Annotated in this window: 13 protein-coding genes and 1 pseudogene; all 14 read left to right on the plus strand. The window is 27.9% G+C overall.

Translation table 11 applies throughout. The annotated features are described in order from the left end of the window. The first annotated feature begins 229 nt into the window (after nucleotides 1–229). The 14 genes and pseudogenes from KGF45_RS17490 to KGF45_RS20220 all read left to right on the plus strand — a co-directional run bounded on the left by KGF45_RS17490 (nucleotide 230) and on the right by KGF45_RS20220 (nucleotide 17,273). Entirely contained in the window at nucleotides 230–3,130 is a 2,901-nt protein-coding gene (locus KGF45_RS17490) for a type I restriction endonuclease subunit R (protein ID WP_227842945.1), read from the plus strand. Nucleotides 3,131–3,135: 5 nt separating this feature from the next. Then, nucleotides 3,136–4,701: a type I restriction-modification system subunit M gene (locus KGF45_RS17495; protein ID WP_227842946.1), complete on the plus strand. Its 1,566-nt coding sequence runs from the start codon at nucleotides 3,136–3,138 to the stop codon at nucleotides 4,699–4,701. Then, nucleotides 4,698–5,915, plus strand: a complete 1,218-nt coding sequence (locus tag KGF45_RS17500) for a restriction endonuclease subunit S (RefSeq protein WP_227842947.1) — start codon at nucleotides 4,698–4,700, stop codon at nucleotides 5,913–5,915. The genes KGF45_RS17495 and KGF45_RS17500 overlap by 4 nt, the downstream gene beginning before the upstream one ends. A 691-nt stretch (nucleotides 5,916–6,606) precedes the next feature. After that, nucleotides 6,607–7,569, plus strand: a complete 963-nt coding sequence (locus KGF45_RS17505) for a helix-turn-helix transcriptional regulator (protein WP_227842948.1) — start codon at nucleotides 6,607–6,609, stop codon at nucleotides 7,567–7,569. Nucleotides 7,570–7,645: 76 nt separating this feature from the next. Continuing rightward, complete coding sequence (locus KGF45_RS17510) at nucleotides 7,646–8,281, plus strand: type 1 glutamine amidotransferase family protein (RefSeq protein ID WP_227830250.1); 636 nt, start codon at nucleotides 7,646–7,648, stop codon at nucleotides 8,279–8,281. 946 nt (nucleotides 8,282–9,227) lie between these two features. Continuing rightward, on the plus strand, nucleotides 9,228–9,641 hold the full coding sequence (locus KGF45_RS17515) for a hypothetical protein (protein WP_227830249.1): 414 nt from the start codon (nucleotides 9,228–9,230) through the stop codon (nucleotides 9,639–9,641). Nucleotides 9,642–9,696: 55 nt separating this feature from the next. After that, complete coding sequence (locus KGF45_RS17520) at nucleotides 9,697–10,113, plus strand: hypothetical protein (RefSeq protein ID WP_227830248.1); 417 nt, start codon at nucleotides 9,697–9,699, stop codon at nucleotides 10,111–10,113. Further along, a complete protein-coding gene (locus KGF45_RS17525) occupies nucleotides 10,114–10,326 on the plus strand; it encodes a helix-turn-helix transcriptional regulator (RefSeq protein ID WP_227830247.1) in 213 nt (70 codons plus the stop codon). A 640-nt stretch (nucleotides 10,327–10,966) separates the two neighbouring features. Further along, entirely contained in the window at nucleotides 10,967–12,010 is a 1,044-nt protein-coding gene (locus KGF45_RS17530) for an extracellular solute-binding protein (protein ID WP_227830246.1), read from the plus strand. A 325-nt stretch (nucleotides 12,011–12,335) separates the two neighbouring features. Next, on the plus strand, nucleotides 12,336–12,485 hold the full coding sequence (locus KGF45_RS17535; RefSeq protein WP_227830245.1) for a hypothetical protein: 150 nt from the start codon (nucleotides 12,336–12,338) through the stop codon (nucleotides 12,483–12,485). An 18-nt stretch (nucleotides 12,486–12,503) separates the two neighbouring features. Further along, a complete protein-coding gene (locus KGF45_RS17540) occupies nucleotides 12,504–13,496 on the plus strand; it encodes an ABC transporter ATP-binding protein (protein ID WP_227842949.1) in 993 nt (330 codons plus the stop codon). Nucleotides 13,497–14,232: 736 nt separating this feature from the next. Then, a pseudogene (gene tnpB, locus KGF45_RS17545) lies at nucleotides 14,233–15,342 on the plus strand (IS200/IS605 family element RNA-guided endonuclease TnpB). An 85-nt stretch (nucleotides 15,343–15,427) separates the two neighbouring features. After that, nucleotides 15,428–17,077, plus strand: a complete 1,650-nt coding sequence (locus KGF45_RS17550; RefSeq protein WP_227842950.1) for an ABC transporter permease — start codon at nucleotides 15,428–15,430, stop codon at nucleotides 17,075–17,077. 61 nt (nucleotides 17,078–17,138) lie between these two features. Continuing rightward, the gene (locus KGF45_RS20220) at nucleotides 17,139–17,273 is read left to right on the plus strand and encodes a hypothetical protein (protein ID WP_255287834.1); all 135 of its coding nucleotides are present in this window, start codon (nucleotides 17,139–17,141) and stop codon (nucleotides 17,271–17,273) included. The last annotated feature ends 376 nt before the right edge of the window (nucleotides 17,274–17,649 follow it).

Genomic DNA, 17,649 nt, shown 5'->3' on the forward strand with positions numbered 1-17,649 from the left:
TTATTTATATTAACTGTTACAAGAAAGATGAACACATAGAGTTATGTATTTAGTATTGATTATTAGTAAGATAATATACTAGTAGTTAATCATAAGTACATAATAGATTAAATTAGACCTTTTATAGGGAATATGTTTTCTATGTTGAATAATGTTGAATTATTAATACTATGAATAATATAATTAATCATATTAATGTATAGAACTAAAAAAGAAGGGATAGATGTATATGAAAGTGAAATCAGAGTATGAAGTTGAATCCTTATTCTTAGATAGATTACAAGAAATGGATTACTCATATGTTGAACTCAAAAATTATGATGATGTTCTTAATAACTTTAGAACTAAGCTTTGTGAAGTTAATAAAGATGAACTCATTGCAAAGAAAGGTATTGCAGAACTTTCTGATAGTGAATTCCACAAAGTAATGCTTAGATTAAATAACCATACTATTTATGAATCTGCTAAGATTCTTCGCCAAAAGTGGATCTTAGATTTAGATAATGGCGAAACGGCTTATATTGAATTTTTAACTAATGATACAACCAGAAATACATATCAAGTAACGCATCAGGTTACAATGGACAAGGAGCATGAAAGTAGTGTTCTTAATAAAAATAGATATGATGTTACTGTTCTTATTAATGGGCTTCCATTAGTCCAGATTGAATTAAAAAGAGCTGGTATTGAAATCAATGAAGCTATTAATCAAATTAACAGATATAGAAAAGATTCGTTTAAGGGACTTTTTAGATATATACAGATTTTTATTGTATCTAATTCAACACAGACAAAGTATTTTGCCAATGCAAATGAAATTAAACCAGATGGAACAAGAAACAACATTCTTAAATCATTAGTATTTTACTGGACTGATGATGAAAACAACCGTATTACAAAGTTAATTCCATTTGCCAATGCATTTTTAGAAAAATTTGCTATCACAGATATGCTTAATAAATACTATGTTATTAAGGAATGTGAACCAATACTTATGGTAATGAGGCCATATCAGATCTATGCAGTTAGGAAAGCATTTGAAAGAATAAAGACCTGTCATTTATCAGGTTATGTTTTTCATACAACAGGTTCAGGAAAGACTTTGACAAGCTTTAAATTGGCTACATTACTTCGTGATGATCTATTAATCGATAGAGTATTTTTTTTAGTTGATAGAAAAGATCTTGATGACCAGACAGTAGATGAATACAACTCATTTGAAAAAGATTGTGTAGATAATACTGAAAATACAAAAGGACTTGTAGATGCCATTAAAGATTCATCAAAAAAGATGATCATTACAACTATTAAGAAAATGGCAATTGCTGTTAAAAATCCTCGATATCAAAAGTCTATGGACACATTAAAAGATAAAAGATGTGTTTTTATCATTGACGAATGTCACAGAAGCCAGTTTGGAACTATGCGAGCAGATGTAGAAAGATATTTCAAGAATGCTGATTATATCGGATTTACTGGGACTCCTATATTTTCTGAAAATAAAAGCAAAGAAGGCGCAACAACTGCTGATATGTTTAAAGCTGGAACGTTAGATTCTTGTATTCACAGATACATGATTAAGGAAGCCATAGCTGATGGCAATGTTCTTAGGTTTTCTGTTGAATATATGAGAAATATCAATGTAATAAGTTCATCTGCAACAATAGATGTTACTAAAATAGATGATCCTGCATATTGCAAAAAGAATAAGATTGACATTAACAATTTTTATCATGAAGAAAAGCGTCTTGAAAGTATTGCAATAGATATACTTAAACACCTTGAACAGCATGTAAGACCAGGGGGTGGAAAGGATGTATATACAGCAATGTTTGCTGTTGATAGGGTTGATACATTGCTTAAATACTATGATTATTTTAAGGCTAATAATGAAAAAGGATATAAAATAGCAGCTATTTTCCATTGTCAGGAGAATGAAGAAATGGAAGCTGGTGTAGATGAAACATCAAAGGATAAATTTGCAAAATGTATCAAAGATTACAACTATATATTTGGCAAATCATATAATTTATCTACATTTGATGCATATAGAAAAGATATCATCAAAAGAATGAAGCAGAAAGATGAGCCACAGATAGATTTATTACTTGTAGTTGATATGATGCTTACTGGATTTGATAGCAAGCCTACAAACCTTTTGATTTTGGATAAAAATCTTGAATGGCACAACTTGCTTCAGGCATATTCAAGAACAAATCGTGTAGATAAGACAACCAAGCAATTTGGACAGATTGTTACATACAGAAACATTAAAAAGCAACAAGATGATGCCTTAAAATTATTTTCTGGTGATGGAGACCCAAATGAATTCTTACTTAAATCATATGAATATCATGTTGCTGATTATGGTGACAAGGTAGGAATATTAAGAGCAATATGTGCTACTCCTGATGATGCAGAAATACTTATTGATGAAGATATGCAGAAGCAGTATGTCCTAGCATTTAGGGCTATTGCAAACTCGTTAGCAACATTAAAGACATTTTCAAAATTCAATCAGGAAGATTTAGATGTTTTTCTTGATGAAGCTGATTATTATGATTACAAATCGTGGTACTTAGAATTTTATGATCATATGGAAAAAACAAGAAAGACAGGTAAAGATACAATTCTTGTTGATGTTGATTTTGACATTGAATTGGTTAGAACTGACAGAATTAATGTTGTATATATTTTAAATCTTTTAAAGGATATTAACAGGGCTGATAAAGAAAAAATGGAGCAGTCTATTGACCTTATTCTTCGTGAAATTGAGCGTTCTGACAATGAAAAGATGCGATATAAGAGAGAAATTATGACATCTTTTATTAATGATAAGTTTTTTGAACTTGATCCAGAAGAAGACATTATTAGAGCTTATGAAGAATATGAAAAGGAAATCTTAAATACTGAAATTGAAGTTTTTTCAAATGAACATGGAATAGATAAATATGTTGTTGCAGAAATCCTTACACAGTATTTTTGTAATGAGAAGTCTGTAACAAGAGAAAAAGTAAGACAAAGAATTTTCACATTAGGCTTTGGCTTGCTAAAAATGGACAAATTGATTGATGGTATACTTATTTTCATTCAGGATATGTATGACAAATTTACTGCAGAAGGAGATTGATAATTATGGTAGCAAATACGCAAAATGTACAATCGCAAGAATTGGCAACAAAATTATGGGCTATTGCCAATGATTTACGAGGAAGCATGGATGCTTCAAAGTTTAAAGATTATATTCTTGGAATAATCTTTTATAGATATCTTTCAGAAAGAACTGAAAATTATATGGATGATTTATTAAAAAATGATGGTGTTACATATAGGGAAGCATTAGCTGACCCTTCAATGGCACCTACTGTAAAAAAGTGGTCTATTGACTACCTTGGCTATACTATTGAACCAGAATATTTATTTGATAGTTATATTGATGAGATTAATGTAAAAAAATTTTCTATTGACCATCTTGAAAATGGAATTTCATCACTTACAGAATCGACACTTGGACAAGAATCAGAGGTTGCATTTGATAAATTATTTGATGATATGAATCTTCAAGACAAAGACCTTGGCAAAGAGGTGTCAGATAGAACCGAGCTTATCAGCAGGGTAATGTTAAAGATACATGATATTAATTTTGATTTAGATGGTGCTTATGTAGATGTATTAGGAACTGCTTATATGATATTAATCGGTCTCTTTGCAAGTGATGCAGGAAAAAAAGGGGGCGAGTTTTTTACACCAGCATGCGCAAGCGAATTGGTTGCAAAATTAGCAACATATGGACTTACTGAAGTTGAGTCTGTTTACGATCCATGTGCAGGCTCTGGTTCACTATTATTACAGGTTCAAGATCAAATAACATCACATGATGTAACACATTTTTATGCACAAGAAAAAAATGGAACAACTTATAATCTTCTTCGTATGAATTTACTCATGCATGGTGTCCCATATAAAAAATTTAGTACCTATAATGGAGATACATTAAAAATAGATAATTTTAGTAATACTAAGTTTCAAGTGCAAGTTTCAAATCCACCATATAGTGCAAAACATACTATGGGAAAAAACTATGAGTCAGATCCTAGATATTCTGGAGCTGGTGTTTTAGCACCAAAGGCAAGGGCTGATTTAGCTTTTGTAGAGCATATGGTTTATCATATGGATAAAAATGGAATAATATCAGTATTATTACCACATGGAGTTTTATTTAGAGGTGATAATGAAGACATAATTAGAAGGTATTTAATAAACGATCTAAATTGTATAGATGCAATTATAGGCCTTCCTAGAAATTTATTTCATGGTGCAACACTTCCAGTGATTTGTATGGTGTTGAAGAGAAACAGAAATGGAAATAGTAACAATATACTATTCATTGATGCATCTAAGGAATATGAGATTGACAAAAAACAAAATATCATGTCACCAGCAAATATTGATAATATAGTTAGATATTATTCTGAAAGAAAAGAAATCGATAAGGTTTGTCATGTTGCAAAATTAGAAGAAATTAGAGCAAACGAATTTGATCTAAACTTAACTAAATATATTAATAATTTTATTAATGAAGATTCAATCAATATAAATGAAGCAATATCAAATTTTAACAATAGTAGAGCTAAGGAAGCTATCATTGATAAGGAATTAAGTAAAATGCTAAGTTTGCTTGGATTGGAAGGGTTAGTATGATACCAAAAATTAGAAATCCTAAATATAATGGTGATTGGCAAATAGTTAGACTTAAAGAGGTTGTTGATAGAGTTACAAGAAAAAATATAGGCTTAAAAAGTGAATTACCATTAACTATTTCTTCATTGGATGGCCTTGTAGATCAAAGAACATATTTCAATAAAGTTGTGGCAAGTAAAGATATGTCAGGATATTACTTATTGAAAAAAGGTGAATTTGCATATAATAAAAGCTATTCAAAAGGATATGATTTTGGTTCTATAAAAAGGCTTGATTCGTATGAGGAAGGTGCTTTATCAACATTGTATATATGTTTTTCTCCAAAAGAAGGAATTAATTCAGATTTCTTAAAAATATATTTTGATAGTTTAAGGTGGTATGGCGAAGCTTCTCTCATTTGTGCTGAAGGCGCAAGAAACCATGGACTTCTTAATATTGGTATAAATGATTTTTTTGATATGAAAATTGTAATTCCAACAGATATAAACGAGCAAGCAGATTTAGTTTCTTTGTTCAATAAACTTGATGAAAAAATACTTGAAATAAGAAGAAAACTTGAGTTATCTAAAGAAATAAGAGCTGGATTATTAGTTGATATATTCTCTCAAAAAATTAGGTTTAAAGATGATTTTGGGAATGAATTCCCAGAATGGGAAGAAAAATTATTATCAGAAATATTAACTGAACATGGAGAAAAATATACAGGAAACGAAAAAGTATATTCAGTTTCAGTTTCAAAGGGATTGGTTGATCAAGTGGAACATCTTGGACGTTCATTTGCTGCAGAAAATCTGGATAAATATAATATAGTTCATTATGGTGATGTAGTATATACAAAATCACCTACTGGAGAGTTTAAATGGGGCATTGTAAAACAGTCAAAAGTAAAGAGCAATGTTGTGGTTTCGCCATTATATGGCTGTTTTACTCCTAAAACAAGCGAATTGGGTAATATATTAGACATTTATTTTTCATCATCAGTAAAGGCGCATAATTATCTAATTGATTTAATTCGTAAAGGTGCAAAGAATACAATTAATATTTCAAATGAAACTTTTTTGAATAAAAAAATATTATTGCCAACAAATGAAAATGAACAAAAGAAAATAATTGCATTATTTACTGAACTTGATAAAAAAATATCTGAAGAAGAAATGCAGTTGCAAGAAATATTAACTTATAAAAAAGGCTTGTTACAGAAGGTGTTTGTGTAGTGGGATTTATAGCAAGATAAAGTAAATAATCCTTATAATGTTTATAAATTAAAAAATTTCTTAGGAAGTAGTGATAGAGGTCAATTTTTAGCAGCTTATTTATATGTAAGAAGTTAGCAAGTAAGTATGTAAGTAATTAATTAAGAATAGGTACAGTGATAGTGATATCAAAAAGAAGTGCTATATATTCTAGGGAGTATTAGATGAAGTAAATAGAATTAAAAGCCTTAGTCTAATTTAAAGGTACAGACTAAGGCTCTTTATATGATTATTTAAATTAAACTAAATTAATTTAAAATAAAGAAGATATATAAGAAAATAATTATAAAGTTATACATAAATTATATTATTTTGTTTACTAACAGTTAGTTATTAATTAAAAATTTAAATTATTCTAGAGTGGGAACAAGATTTTTAGAAAATAGAAAATTATACCCCAATAATACCCCAACCGCAAAAATAAACAATAAAAAATAATCAAAAAAATCAGTCTAACATCATAACTAAATAGCTATATACATACACTTACAAAAACCAACAAAACAATCAAATAACCACTTATAGACTCCCCTCGTCTCCACCATTAAAATTCACGAAAAATATTAGCAATTTGCTAATATTTTTTTTGTGAAAATTAATCTAATAACCTATATAATTAATTTATAAAACATATATGAAGGAGTAAAACTATATGGCTAAAATTGACAATATGATGTCTATATTATGGATGTTAAACTCAGATAAAAAAGTTACTGCAAAACAAATATCTGAAAAACTAGAAATAAATATAAGAACTGTCTACAGATACATTGATGCATTATCTGCTAGTGGAGTACCTATAATTTCAGATACAGGTCATAATGGTGGATATACACTTTTGAATAATTTCATTAAAGCACCTCTTTTTTTCGATACAGAGGAGCAAACTGCTCTACTTCATGCAGCTATATTTGCTAAAGAAGAGGGATGTTTCTTAGATGACACATTAGATAAGGCAACATCAAAGTTAAAAATGTATTCAAATCAAAAACAAGAAGAAATTTTAACAAAATATTTAATAGGTTTTGAAGTAATAAAACCCACTGGAAAAATATCCATAGAATCTGTACTTAAAAAGTTAAAAAATAGTATAGCAAATGAATTATCTGTAGAAATTAACTACTGTACAGCTCGTGAAGAAAAATCAAAATGTAGGATTATAAATCCATATGGAATTGTTCGTTGGAATAATAATTGGTACATAGTAGCATTTTGTCAAATGAGAAATGAGATTCGTAGTTTTAGGATAGATAGAATTAGTAATGTTATAGAAACATCAAATACTTTTAATAGACCAAAGGAATTTTCAGCAAGTGAATTTTTTATAAGAGGGATTATGGATGAAACAAAAGATGAGGATAATCTTATACCATTAGTTATAGAAGGAAGTATAAATGCATTAGATAACTTATGTCAGCATTGGCTTCTAGGATATTATTTGAAAGAAAGAACTTCAAATAAAGCAATATTTAAACTTCAAGAAGAGGTAATATATACATATATACCAAATATACTTATACCTTATAGAAAATCGATACAAATAATTGAACCATTAAGTCTTAGGGATAAAATAGTTGAAAATTTACTCAAATTAATTAATCATTATCAAATTTAATAACTTAACTGACAGAGTATGTCAGTTAAGTTATTTTACAATTAGGTATATTAATTAATCATATAAGGAGCAAAAGATGAAAAATAGAAAAGTATATATGTATGTGTTTGATACTATGTCAGATTGGGAAGTTGGATATTTAACTGCGGAATTAAATACAGGAAGATATTTTAAAAAAGGATTAAAACCACTAAAAGTAATTACAGTAGGAGTTGATAAAAATCCTATTATAACAATGGGTGGGTTAAAAGTTTTACCTGAGATTACAGTTGATGAGTTTAATATGGAAAGTAATGATTTATTAATTTTGCCAGGGGGAGATACTTGGATATCTATAGCTCATGAGATAATATTAGAAAAAGCTAAAGAGGCTTTGGGACAAGGGGCTATAGTTGCAGCTATTTGTGGTGCTACTTTAGGGCTAGCTAAAACAGGTTTACTAGATTCTAGAGATCATACAAGTAATGATTTAGAATTTCTAAAAATGGTGATACCAAGTTATACTGGAGAAAAATATTATAAAATGGAATCTGCAGTTAATGATGAAAATTTAATTACTGCTTCGGGAATCGCACCATTGGAATTTACGATACAAGTTTTAAAAGTTTTAGATGTTTTTAAAGAAGAAGCATTAAGTTCTTGGTTAAACCTTTATAAAACTCATGACTCTAAATATTTTTTCGAACTAATGAATTGTAATAAAGAAATTTAAGGTTTATTTTTAAATGTAATGTAGTACAATGTAGTTTTAGATAAAATAAAAAGAAACTGAAATCTAGTGGGTAGAGTAGTGCTTTCTAGTATAGATTGCTTTTTAGTGAATTTGAATTTAATTTTAAATTCAAATTCTAAATCACACTACGACCAATAGATAAGTGGTTTTTTATTTTATCATATATGTAATTGGTACTTATACCAATACAAATAGAAACGATAGTTCCTATAATAAGATTTATAATTAGTTCGATATAGAGTACACCCTCTTCCTACTTACTTACTGTAGGAACTAAGACTATATGAAACCATCACTCATAGATTGTAGTTTCTTTTGTTGTGTTATATCATAGAATAGTAAAGTGATGTATATTTTTAATAAAAACTTAGAGTTGTATATGAAATGAATTAATCAAGGGTATTATTCCTGCGATTCGTCTCCACCAATTTATAAAAATGAATAATGAAATACTTGGAAATACTAGTCAATATTGACTAGTATTTTTTATTTTGGTGATGAAATCCACCAACCATACTCCAACCACAGAAAAAGAGGTTTTTTTGAGGGTATATTGGGGTGCATTTAGGTTGTATAATTATACATTTCAATATTACATGTTCATTAGGATAATAGTTATTAAATGATATGATTGAGAGAATAGATATAATAAACTAATCTAGTATTGTATTGTAATATTTATTAAAAAATATATTTTATATATTATAAGAATTTTTTTAGAGAGAAAGTTCTATAAAAGTGAATAAAGAAGTAGTTTTATAATATTATTTGTAACTATTTGATGGTTATTATGAAATCTTTTATAAACTATATTTATAAATATATTACTAAATATTTACAATATTCTATTGCAATTTATTTGGAAAAGTTATATATTTATAACATGAAGTGTTATAAATATATAACTTTTAAGGAGTGATTTTATATGTCTAGATCAGAGATTGGTGTTAAAGCAAATCTTGTTTCAGAGTTACTTATGATATCCTATTTTTTTATAGACTTATTATTAAAAAAGTTTATTTTTAAAGGGGAAGATATTTGGATTACTTTTATAATTTTATTCGCTTTTTGGGCATGTGACTTCATGTATAATAAAAAATATAATGATTTAGTTGATGAGGCATCAAAACTTATGTTATTAAAGGTTAATCAAATTGCATCAAAAATAATGTTATACTCTATATTTGTAATAGCTGTTTTCTTTTCAGCCAATCATACAAGAGGTTTGGATATATCAAATTTGGATATAGGTATAATTCTCTTAGCAGTTTTATTTATACAATCTTTATCTAAATTAATTTTGTATATATATTTTGATAAAAGGGGGATATGTAACTAAGTGGCAATATCAATGAAACAAAAATTAAGATATAATTTTTAAGGAGTGATTTTATATGTATAAATCAGAAACTGGTGTAAGATCAAAGCTAATCTTAGAATTACTTGTAATGACTTATTTTTTTATAGCTGTATTAGCGACTAAGTATATTTTTAAAGGTCCAAGTACTGCATCTCTTCCAGGACTGAGTTGGTTAATAGTCTTTGGATGTTATTTAATTTATAATAAAAAATATAATGATTTAGTTGATGAATCATCTAAATTTATACTATCAAAGGTTAATCAGATTGCAATAACAATAATGATATATTCTATAGTTATAATAGCTATTTTCTTTGCAACGCCTTATACAAGGAATATAAATATATCAAACTTGGATACTGGTATAATCCTCATTGCAGTTTTATTTATACAGTCCTTATCTAAATTAGTGTTGTATATATACTTTGATAAAAGGGGGATATGTAACTAAGTGGCAATATTGATGAAAACAAAAATTAAAGAATATAGAGAAAAACTCCTTATGACGCAAAATGAACTTGCTAAATCAGTTGGGGTAAGACGTGAGACTATTGTACACTTAGAAAATGGAAAATATAATCCTTCTTTAAAGTTAGCGATGGATATTGCTAAAGTATTCGATACCACAGTAGAAAATTTGTTTGAATTTATTGAAGAAGACTAGTGAATAGTCTATAAATATTTATAAGATGGTTAATGAAATATAGTTATTTAGTTATTTAATTATTAAATTTGTTAAAAATATTTATATGTAATATAATATATGATTAAAGTTAGATTATAATTATTTTAAGATAATAAGAGTATTGTAAATGATAAAAATTAGTGAATATACAGTTAATTAATAAATAATAGATAAAAATTTAAAGTTTAGATGTGAGGATGAGGTATAGTTTTACAGTAGTTCATACTTTTAATTAAGACTTAAAATGGAAACCACACATACATGCATTATTTACTGAAGCTAGTCTAGATAAAAAAATAATAAGTGATTTAAGAAAGTATCTCATATACTATATAAGTATTTGTTTAGGTGACCTATTCATAGGTCATTTTTTATGCATATAAATAATGATAATATTAATATTTAAAATATGTTTTAAAGAAATAAAATACCCAGATTGAAAAATGGATTAATGTGAATATAAAAATTATATGTATAAAAATAAGTATAGCCATAGAAAAAAACAATAATAAAATCAGTAATTATAGAAAAATACAATTATATAGATTATTGTTGAATCGTTGACTATAAGAATAATAACATTTAAAATGAACATGGAGAATATGGGGGAGGAATTGATATGAAGATAAAAATAGCAGCTGTCTTATTAACTGTAGCAATGTCATTATCACTTGTAGCTTGTAGCAATGATAGCACATCAAAAAGTGATGAATTAGAGGATACATTAGTAGTATATACTACACATGGAGAGGATATGCTAGGAGCAATTTCTGAAGAATTTACAAAGGAAACAGGCGTTAATGTTGAATTCATAAACTTAAAAGGTGAACTAGCAGATCGTGTTAGAAGTGAAAAAGAGAATCCACAAGCAGATATAATGTTTGGTGGAGATACATCTACATACATGCAATTAAAAGAAGAAGGATTATATGAAAAGACTGAACCAAGCTGGAATAATGAATTAGACAAGTCTTACAAAGATTCAGACGGATATTGGTATGGAACTATAAAAACACCAGTAATGATGTTTTATAACACAAAACTATTATCAGCTGATAAAGCACCAAAAGATTGGAGCGATTTAACAAAAGAAGAATATAAAGACTTAATAGTTTCTAGAGATTCATTATCATCATCTATGCGTTCTACTGTTAGTAACTTAATCAATTACTACTCAACTACTAAGAGTGAAGATGAAGCTTGGAAGTACCTTGAGGGTTTAAATAAAAATATAAAGAACTACTACAATAGCGGAAGTGTTATGTATTCCGCAATAGGTAAAGGAGAAGCTGCTATATCTATTGCAGTATTAAGTGATATTATAGATAATAAAGAAAAAAATAATATGCCATTAGAAGTTGTGGATGCAGAGAGTGGTTCTGTCGTAATCACAGACTGTGTAGCGGCTCTAAAAAATGCACCACATCCAAATGCAGCAGCTAAGTTTATAGATTTTGTTGGAAGTGCTAAGGTTCAAGCTATGGTTGCAAATGATTTTAATCGTATTCCAACATTAGATTCTGCACTTAAAGATTCACCAAAGTGGATGTCAAAAGAATATAAAGCTATGGATGTAGATTGGTCTGTAATTGGAAAAAATCAATCTAACTGGATTGAAAAGTGGGAAACAGATATAATAGATAACAATAAAACTATAAAATAGTCTAATTAAATAATTTAATATTATATACAAAAATAGTGAGGATTTTCCTCGCTATTTTACGTATAAGGGAACTATGATATCTCATGGTTTTTGTATAACTCATACAACTAAATGATACTAACACACCAATATTAAATAAAATAGCTTTTAAGCAACTGACGAAGTAGTTAACGATATGAAGTGATTCGTAGACGTAGTTACTCAAGTGAAGTGAATTTTTTACTATGCAAAACTTTTAATTATAGTAAAAGTATAATTTATGTGGACAAGGAGATGAAAATGGGACTGAAAATTAGTTAGATATAAGATTTTTGATAAAGATAAAATGATGAAAATAGCAGAGATTAAAGGTATAGATTATATATATAGAAAAGTTAGGGAACTAGAAAAGGATGATGAAATAGCAATAGAGTTTCCTAGATTTAAAATCTATGATGATTCATCATGTGTATATTTGGAGATTTATAAATATTAGATAATTTGTGGAGACGATATGAAGAATATAGAATTAAAAGAAATTAATCATTATTATGGAAAAGAAAAAGTATTACATGATGTTAATATATCCATTAAGGAAGGAGAGTTTTTTACTTTATTAGGTCCTTCTGGATGTGGAAAAACGACTATTTTAAGAATAATTGGTGGATTTATAAAACCTTCTTCTGGAAGTATTTATGTTGGTGATAAAAATATTACTAACCTAGAACCAGAAAATAGAAATATGGGAACTGTTTTTCAAAACTATGCACTGTTTCCAAATATGACAGTAGAAGAAAATGTATCTTATGGATTGAAAATAAAAAAGTTATCTAAAAAAATTATAGTGGAAAAATGTGATAATTATTTAGAATTGGCAGGAATGAAAGATTTTAGAAAAAGAAAGATTGATGAACTATCTGGTGGACAGCAACAAAGGGTAGCAGTAGCAAGAGCATTAGCGACTGAGCCTACTATGCTTTTATTAGATGAGCCAATGTCTAATCTAGATATAGCTTTAAGAATCAAGATGAGAGAAGAAATAAGAGAGATACAGCAAAAGATAGGTATTACTACTTTATTTATTACTCATGATCAACAAGAAGCCTTAGCTATTTCTGATAGAATAGCTGTAATGGATAAGGGTAAAGTTCTTCAAATTGGTGTACCAATGGAAGTTTACAAAAGCCCATTGAATGATTTTGTAGCAAACTTTGTAGGTACTTCAAATTGTATTGAAAAAGAAGATTATGTTAATTTTAATATTGAAAAAGAGACAAAGCCTTATATTTATAAAAGACCTGAAGAAATGGTATTATTGCAAAATACCAACCAAAGAGGTTTTGTAAAAATAAAAGTAGAATCTAAGAATTTCTTAGGGCCAATTTTAGAATATACAGTATCAAATAATGGAAAAAAATATCAAGTAACTGAACTTAATAGACTGAATAATAGCAATAAATTAAATGTAGGGGATAGGGCATATTTAGGTGTGCTACAAGGTGAATAATATGATTAAAAAAATAAACCATAGTAAATTCACAACTAAAAATGTTATTTCTATTATTTTATACAGTATATTATTTTGGATTTTGATTAAAAAATAGCTATGCACACTCGTGACTTTAGTCATGAGTTAGTAGCTAAAATAGTCAGTATATAGGGAAACTTATATGTAGAGATAGGATAGAACCTATCCAATACTACTTGAATTGCTGGAAACCCCTAAAGTTAACCAAACTAAAACATAAGGATGAAATAGACCTAAGTGTGAAAGTTACGAAAGTAGAAAAAATTGGTTAGATGGTATAAGGTTAAACCCTAAGTACTTTAAAATGGGCAATCAGCAGGTAAGCTCCGAATAGGAGAAACTTCAACGACTATTCCTCTTGAGGGAAGTACACTACAAGCTATCGGTAGTGGAAGTGGGTAGACCTTAACGGATAATGCCGAAGGATAAGATATAGTCTGTGCTTGCATGAAAGTGTAAGAAGTTCATAAGAGAACTGCATAGGTAGTAGCAAACTTATGTGAACGACAACCTCAAAAATGATAAAAGTTAAGACTTACGGTTCTTACATATGTTATTTAAAAATAAATATAAAAAATCTTCAAAATACTTGTTTTAAGTAATTGCATATTTTAATATTATGATAGGTGATGAAAAATTGAAGTGACTCATGGTAGAGTATATGTATATTTAGTACAATACCATATAGATAATCAGAAAAAACAAGTAAAGTGAGGTGGTAGTAGTGAAAAAAGCTTATAAGTTTAGAATGTATCCAAATAAAAAACAGCAAGAGTTAATTAACAAAACTTTTGGATGTTGTAGATTTGTATATAATAAATATCTTTCAAAAAGAATAGAAGTTTATGAAAACGATAAAGAAACTTTTACCTATAAGCAGTGCAGTTCTGATTTGACTAATTTAAAAAAAGAATTAGAGTGGCTTAAAGAACCTGACAAATTTTCACTACAAAACACCTTAAAAGATTTAGAAAACGCATATAAAAAATTCTTTAAAGAAAATGTAGGATTTCCTAAATTTAAATCAAAGAAAACTAATAGATTTTCATATAGAACGAACTTTACAAATGGAAATATTATGTATTGTGGTCAATATATAAAATTACCTAAACTTGGTATGGTTAAAGTAAGGGATAAACAAGTACCTCAAGGGAGAATACTTAATGCTACTGTATCTAGGGAGCCAAGTGGTAAATATTATGTATCATTATGCTGTAGAGATATAGATATTGAAGTATTTGAAAATACTAATAATCAGATAGGTTTAGATTTAGGAATTAAAGAATTTTGTATCTCAAGTTGTGGACAATTTATAGAAAATCCTAAGTATCTTCAGAAGTCATTAAACAAACTTGCTAAATTACAAAGGGAATTATCGAGAAAAACAATCGGTAGTTTAAATAGAAATAAAGCAAGATTAAAAGTTTCAAGACTTCAAGAACATATAGCTAATAGGCGAAAGGATTTTCTACAAAAACTATCTACTAAATTAATACAAGAGAATGATATTATTTGCATAGAAGATTTACAGGTAAAGAATATGGCTAGAAATCATAAACTATCTCGTTCTATTTCTGATGTATCATGGTCAGAATTTGTTCGTCAATTAGAATACAAGGCTAATTGGTATGGCAGACAAATTGTAAAGGTAGGTAAATTCTTTGCAAGTTCATAAATATGCAATAAATGTGGGTACAAAAACGAGGAAGTTAAGAATTTAAATATAAGAGAATGGATTTGTCCTTGTTGTAATGTAACTCACGATAGAGATATAAATGCAAGTATAAATATACTAAAAGAAGGATTAAGACTAATAACAGTTTAAGATAGATAACTTATGTAAGAACCGTAGGAACTACGGGGATAGCCTGTGGAGAATTGGTAAGACATATTTTAGTATGCAAAATTCTATGAAGCAGGAACCCTGTGACTTTAGTCATGGGAGGTTCAGTGGATATATTATCGTACCAATAGGTAACACTTTTGCACAAGCATTCCAAGGTAAAGGTGGATATTCTTTTGAAGTTTTCAAAGAATATTTTTCAAATACTAATAATTTAAGGGTAGTAAGCAATACTATAATTTTGGGATTGGGTTCTGTACTCGTATGTGGAATTATGGGAATATCACTTGCTTTATATATGACATTTGCTTGTGATAAACACAAAAAAATCATACATATTCTTTTACTAAGTCCAATGATGATTCCTGGAGTAATTATGGTAATTGCATGTATTCAGCTTTATGGAGAAAGTGGGATAGTTACAAAATCTATAGAAATTTTACTCTTCTTTATCAACAAACCTTATGATTTTAGTGGATTAAAAGGAATTTTATTTGTGGTTGCCTATACTCAGTATGTGTATTTTTATTTAAATGTATATGTTGCCTTAAAATATGTGGATTACTCAACAGTTGAAGCTGCAAAAGGAATGGGAGCATCAAGGCTAAGAGTATTTTTTGATGTAATATGGCCTGTTATTACACCTGCTGTTATAACCTCTACTATTATAACTTTTGCATCAGGAATTAGTTCTTTCTCAGCTCCAAATCTTATAGGTGGTGGTTTTAAAGTTTTAAGTACTCAGATTGTTAGGTCTAAGGCTAATAACCATATGGATATAGCCTCAGTTCAAGTAATTATTTTATTACTAATGGGAATTTCATTTATGATTTTATTACAGTATTATGGCAAAAAATATGGAGTAGTATCATCCTTAAAATCTCAAAGTTATAAAGTTGATAATAGAAAAAAAGACATATTTACATTTGTATGCAAGATTATTATTGAAATACAAATTATTATGATTATGCTTCCTATAATTACTATTGTATATTTATCCTTTGTAAGTACACATTCAATTATGACAACTATATTTCCTAGAGACTTTACACTGGAAAACTATCAGATGATTTTCCAAAAATCACGTGTATTACAGCCTATATTAAACAGTTTGAAAATGTCTTTAATGGCAGTGGTAGTAGGATTGATAATCACTGTACCAGTATCGTATTTAGTAATTAAAAAGGATACTACATATAATCGACTAGCAAAATTTATTATAATGTTACCTTGGAGTATGCCTGCAAGTGCCATTGCAGTTAACCTAATTAATACATTTAATCAAAAAAGTATATTTGCTTTTAATGAATCCTTAATAGGTGGTTTTTATATTTTACCTATAGCATATACAATTTATGCCTTACCATTATTATTTTCATCCAATGAGGTTGCTATGAAGTCAATAAATTTAGGACTAGAAGAATCATCAAGGAGTTTAGGTGCTGGAAGGATAAAAACTTTTTATAATGTAATAATCCCTAATATGATGCCAGGAATAATTTCAGGAGCTATATTAGTATTCATTCGCACAATTGGAGAATATACAATGTCAGCCTTACTTTATGGTGTTTACAATAGACCTATTTCAATTTCTATTGTAACTAATATGCAAGAATTTAAGATAGGAGTATCTATGGCTTATGGTGTATTAGTAATTGGTATATGCTATATAGCATTAGGAATAATTTTTAAATTAGATAGAAAAAGGTTTACATAAAATAACAAAGGATAATTTATAAATTGGTGTTTAGAAAACCAAGTCACTTTATTCCTTAGATATGAACTCGATGGGTGCCATTTTTGGTGTTTTATGTCAAGTTTATGGAAGTAAAAAATTAGATAATCGTGAGTATGATTCCTATAAATCATCTCTACCATTGAAATCTACAACAAGATATTGGCTAAATAGCTAATATCTTTTTAATTTTTTTGATACCAATATAGTATTAACTGTGGGATGAGTATCTTTAAATTTATAACTACAAGTATATCAAATATACCATTATTAACCGTTAATTTTCTAGTAAATGAAAGTAGTATATTTGATATGTTTATATCTTTTTATAAATTAGATGATATAGCTAGAGGATAGAATTTAAATTAATACTTACAAAGTAATCGTAATTATTGGAGTCCACTTATACAGACTTCTAAAAATTATTTAGTGAAAAGGAACTTAGAGTGTATAATAAAAATTCCTTTTTAAAAAGGAAAACGATTGTTATTTTCTAACATTTATTATCCTGATATTATTTAAATATAACAACGACAAAATAAATAACAAACAAA

Origin of the sequence: Clostridioides sp. ZZV14-6154 (genome assembly GCF_020657785.1) — a bacterium.
GTDB lineage: Bacteria > Bacillota > Clostridia > Peptostreptococcales > Peptostreptococcaceae > Clostridioides.

What these genes read in the sequence shown, in the direction of transcription:
- KGF45_RS17500 (WP_227842947.1), top strand. Translation starts at nt 4,698, where the DNA reads ATGATACCAAAAATTAGAAATCCTAAATATAATGGTGATTGGCAAATA.
- KGF45_RS17515 (WP_227830249.1), top strand. Translation starts at nt 9,228, where the DNA reads ATGTCTAGATCAGAGATTGGTGTTAAAGCAAATCTTGTTTCAGAGTTA.
- KGF45_RS17535 (WP_227830245.1), top strand. Translation starts at nt 12,336, where the DNA reads ATGATGAAAATAGCAGAGATTAAAGGTATAGATTATATATATAGAAAA.
- KGF45_RS17520 (WP_227830248.1), top strand. Translation starts at nt 9,697, where the DNA reads ATGTATAAATCAGAAACTGGTGTAAGATCAAAGCTAATCTTAGAATTA.
- KGF45_RS17505 (WP_227842948.1), top strand. Translation starts at nt 6,607, where the DNA reads ATGGCTAAAATTGACAATATGATGTCTATATTATGGATGTTAAACTCA.
- KGF45_RS17510 (WP_227830250.1), top strand. Translation starts at nt 7,646, where the DNA reads ATGAAAAATAGAAAAGTATATATGTATGTGTTTGATACTATGTCAGAT.
- KGF45_RS17490 (WP_227842945.1), top strand. Translation starts at nt 230, where the DNA reads ATGAAAGTGAAATCAGAGTATGAAGTTGAATCCTTATTCTTAGATAGA.
- KGF45_RS17550 (WP_227842950.1), top strand. Translation starts at nt 15,428, where the DNA reads ATGAAGCAGGAACCCTGTGACTTTAGTCATGGGAGGTTCAGTGGATAT.
- KGF45_RS17540 (WP_227842949.1), top strand. Translation starts at nt 12,504, where the DNA reads ATGAAGAATATAGAATTAAAAGAAATTAATCATTATTATGGAAAAGAA.
- KGF45_RS20220 (WP_255287834.1), top strand. Translation starts at nt 17,139, where the DNA reads ATGAACTCGATGGGTGCCATTTTTGGTGTTTTATGTCAAGTTTATGGA.
- KGF45_RS17495 (WP_227842946.1), top strand. Translation starts at nt 3,136, where the DNA reads ATGGTAGCAAATACGCAAAATGTACAATCGCAAGAATTGGCAACAAAA.
- KGF45_RS17530 (WP_227830246.1), top strand. Translation starts at nt 10,967, where the DNA reads ATGAAGATAAAAATAGCAGCTGTCTTATTAACTGTAGCAATGTCATTA.